At 67.9% G+C, this 4,050-nt stretch carries 2 protein-coding genes; both read left to right on the top strand.

Annotated elements, in window-relative coordinates; genetic code table 11:
• Positions 1–435: 435 nt before the first annotated feature.
• A complete protein-coding gene (locus GT042_RS01980) occupies positions 436–3,156 on the top strand; it encodes a glycoside hydrolase family 95-like protein (protein ID WP_202532231.1) in 2,721 nt (906 codons plus the stop codon).
• A gap of 187 nt (positions 3,157–3,343) precedes the next feature.
• Positions 3,344–4,050: lysylphosphatidylglycerol synthase domain-containing protein (locus GT042_RS01975; protein WP_161306961.1), on the top strand; the 707-nt coding region annotated here is incomplete at its 3' end.

Below are 4,050 nucleotides of genomic sequence, written 5' to 3'. Positions count from 1 at the left end.
CGCGAGCGCGGCGCCGCCGGCGAGCAGGTGTCGTCTGTCCATGTGAACGACTCCTTGACGTGGGGGACTCCCATCTTCAGGTCCAGACCTTTGTGTGTCCATGGGGAGTACGGGTTTTCCACCGGACGGCCGGAGTTCATGTCCGGGCCGGATGTTCATGTACGGGAACGGTCGGCACGGTCGAAGACGTGGCGTCGGCGGGGGAGTCTCGGACGGAGGTCCGATCAATGAAAGTCCAACTCCCGCGAGAAGGCCGGAAATACTTGTGCGCAACTGCTTGACGGCCGGAAACCTCCGATGTTCACTGCGTGTTGCGCGCATGTCACGTCGCTGCTTCGCGCTGTTCCTCCATCCCCGCCCCGTTCCGCCTTCATCCGCCGCTTTTCCGCACGTTCCCCCGCACCTCCCCCTCGCCGCCCGTGGGAGTGACACACCATGAGAGCCACCCGACTACCCGTCTTCCTCCTTGCCCTCGCCTGTCTGTTCGGCGGTCTCGCCGGTGCGCCGGCCTCCGCGTCGACCACCGACGCCGCGTTCAACTCCTCGACCGGTGCCCTGGACGTGGACTACGCGAGCTATCTCTCCAAGCACGACATCGTCTACAACCGGCCCAACACCAGCCCCGTGCAGGGCCTGACGGTCGGGAACGGCAAGACCGGTGCGATGGCCTGGCAGGAGAACGGCCTGACCATGCAGGTCTCCGGGGTCGACACCTCGCAGCAGACCGCGTTCGGCGCCGGCCTGCTCAACCTGCGGACCACCCCCGCGATGGACTCGGGCTACTCCACGTACCAGCAGCGCCTCTCGCTGTACGACGGGACGCTCACCACCAAGTACGACAACAACCGCACGGTCACCGTGATGGGTTCGCCGAACTCCGAGGTCATGGGCGTCCACGTGGAGGACACCCGTGGCGGGATCTCCAACGTCTCCCTCGACCTGAGCCTCTGGGACGTCTCCCAGCTGGGCAACAGCGGCGACGTGCCCAACCTCGACACCTGGAAGACGGTGTCGACCTACGCGGACTCCACCGGCGCCGGGCTGAGCCGGGGCCAGGCCGACCCGCAGAACTTCGGCTACACCCTGGCGGCGACCGTCGAGGGCGCGCCGTATACCGCGCAGGTCGTGGACGGCCGCAAGGTGCGGCTCAACATCACCCCGTCGTCCAGTTACACCATCTGGTTCACCGCCAGCAGCCGGCTCAACGCGCCGTCGCACAACTCGGTCACCCAGGCCAAGAACGCGCTGAACTCGGTCAAGGGCACGGGATACAACACCACGTACAACAACTACCGCAACTGGTGGCACGCGTTCTGGCAGAAGTCGTTCGTCCAGTACTCCAACGGGTCCAAGGACGCGGACTACATGGAGAACATCTACTACCTGAGCACGTACATGATCGCGGCGGGCGGGTACGGCACCAAGCCCTTCCACTTCATCAACGGAGTCTTCCGGGCCACCGGGGACGCGACGAAGTGGAGCAACGCGTACTGGTACTGGAACCAACGCGACGTCTACAACTCGTTCCTGGCGTCCAACCACAGTGATCTGCTCAACGGGTTCAACCGGTTGTACAGCGACAACTTCAACGCGCTGAAGTCGGCGACCCAGACCAGATACGGCGTGGACGGCATCTGGGTGCCGGAGACGATGGGCTGGGACGGCAACGCGCGCGGCACGGTCAACAGCGACTACACGAAGAACATCTGGTCGACCGGCGCCGAGGCCGCGTACAACATGTTCCTCCAGTACAAGTACACGAACGACGCCAACTACCTGCGGAACACGGCGTATCCGTTCATGCGCGAGGTCGTCAAGTTCTACCAGGCGAAGCTCTCCCGCAACGCGAGCACCGGCCAGTACTACGTGGCGACGTCCAACTCGCACGAGACGTACTGGAACGTGCCCAACGCCATCACCGACCTCGCGGCCGTCCGCATGCTGTTCCCGCTCGCCATCCAGGCGGGATCGCAGCTGGGCCTCGACGCCTCCCTGCGCCCGCAGTGGCAGTCGATCCTCGACAACCTGATCCCGTACCCGGCGGACACCAACACCTACCTGCCGCACACCCCGCCGATCGCCCAGACCCGCAACAACGAGAACGTCGCCTCCGAGCTGATCTGGCCGTACGACCTCACGGGCATCGGCTACCCGGACCAGCAGAAGGCGATCAACACCTGGAACGCGCGGCCCTTCCCGTACGGGAACGTCTGGGCGCCCGACGCCGTGCAGGCGGCCCGGCTGGGCCTGGGGGACCAGACCTACCAGGGCATGAAGACCATGCTGCGGCAGTACCAGAACTACCCGAACGGCATGACGACCAACACCAACGGTGTGTTCGAGTACCTCGGGGTGCACCTGACCGCGATGAACGAGTCGCTGCTCCAGTCGTACAACGACAAGATCCGGGTCTTCCCCGCCGTGCCCACGGACTCGACGTTCGTCGGCAAGTTCAGCCTCCAGGCGAAGGGCGGCTTCACGGTCAGCTCGGAGCGTGAGGGCGGCGAGGTCAAGTACGTCGGCGTCAAGAGCCAGTTCGGCAACAGCGCCCGCGTCGTGAACCCCTGGGGCACCCAGCAGGTCAGGGTCCGCCGGGTCTCCGACAACGCGATCATCACGACCGGCACCAGCGCCGAGATCACGTTCGCGACGGCGGCCAACACGGTCTACGTCGTCGAGCGCACCGCCAAGCCGCTGTCCAACTACACCACCACGCGGCTCACCGGAACGGCCAACCAGGGCTCCAAGGCCCTGAGCGGCACGGCCTCCACCCTGGGCATCTCCGGCACCTCGAACCCGATGGTCAACAACACCGCGCTGACCTACGACAGCAACTGGCACCTCACCAGCCCCCGGGGATACGGCGACTACAACGACGACACCCACCACAGCAACACGGTGGGCGCGGTCGCGCAGTACACCTTCACCGGGACCGGCATCCAGTACCTGTCCGAACGCAACGGGGACATGGGGACGGTGGACGTCTACCTGGACAACGTCCTCCAGGCCACGGTGAACCTGAACGTGTCGGGAGCGCGGCAGGTCCAACAGGTGGTCTGGCAGAAGTCCGGACTCTCCTCGGGCACGCACACGTTCAAGGTCATCAACAGGAGCACCCAGGTGGGGATGATCGACGCGCTGCGGATCACTCCGTAGTCCGGATCGTCTCCCGAGCCGGTCCTCTGGCCGGCGGCCCAGGCGCTGTCCCGCACCGGGACAGCGCCTGTCCGTCGTCTGCTGGCCCGCCCCAGGACGCCCGGACGTCGCGCTCAGCTGGGACAGTCGCGGCGAGAGCACTTCCCGGCAGGTGCCCGCGCACCACGGACCAGGGACGACCGAGCCGATGGCCCTACTTCACCCGTCCGTCCCGCCCGGCGGACTCCTCCGGCGGCTGCCGCTGCGCCGGATCCTCATGGTCCTGCCCGTCGTGGCGGTCGGCGTCTGGGTCGCCCTCCACCGGCAGCTCATCGTCTCCGGCGGCCGGGAACTGCTCACGGCCGACCGCTCCTGGCTGCTCGCCGCCGTCGCGGCCACCGGGCTCGGCTGGGTGGCCGTGTCCTTCACCCGGCAGGGAACGGTCCTGGAGAGACTGCCCGCCGGACGGCTCCTCGCCACGCAGTTCGCCGCGGGCGCCGCCAACCACCTGCTGCCCGCCGGGCTCGGCGCGGGCGCCGTCAACCTGCGCTTCCTGCGCCGCTGCGGCCTCCCGCTGTCCCGCTCCTCCGCCTCGCTCGCGCTGTACCTGCTGGCCGAGTCCGTCGGACGGGTCGTCCTCCTGATCGCCCTGCTGACGGCCTTCCCCCGGGCGCTGCGCCTGGACGGCCTCGTCCCGGACGGGGCTGGGGTGCCCCTCGCCCTGACGGCGGGCGCGGTGCTCGTCGCGGCGGCCCTCGCGCTCTTCGCCGTACGGCCCCTGCGCCGCCTCGTCCGCGACTTCCTGCGCGTCGCCCTGACCGAGGCGCGCGGCCTGCACACCCGGCCGTCCCGCGCGCTGGCCCTGTGGGGCGGCTCGCTCGCCTTCCCCGCCCTCCAGGCGGCCGGGCTGGTCAC

Origin of the sequence: Streptomyces sp. SID3212 (genome assembly GCF_009865405.1) — a bacterium.
Classification (GTDB): Bacteria; Actinomycetota; Actinomycetes; order Streptomycetales; family Streptomycetaceae; genus Streptomyces.
Note: the sequence above shows the minus strand (reverse complement) of the source record. Positions and strands in the feature narration are given on the sequence as shown.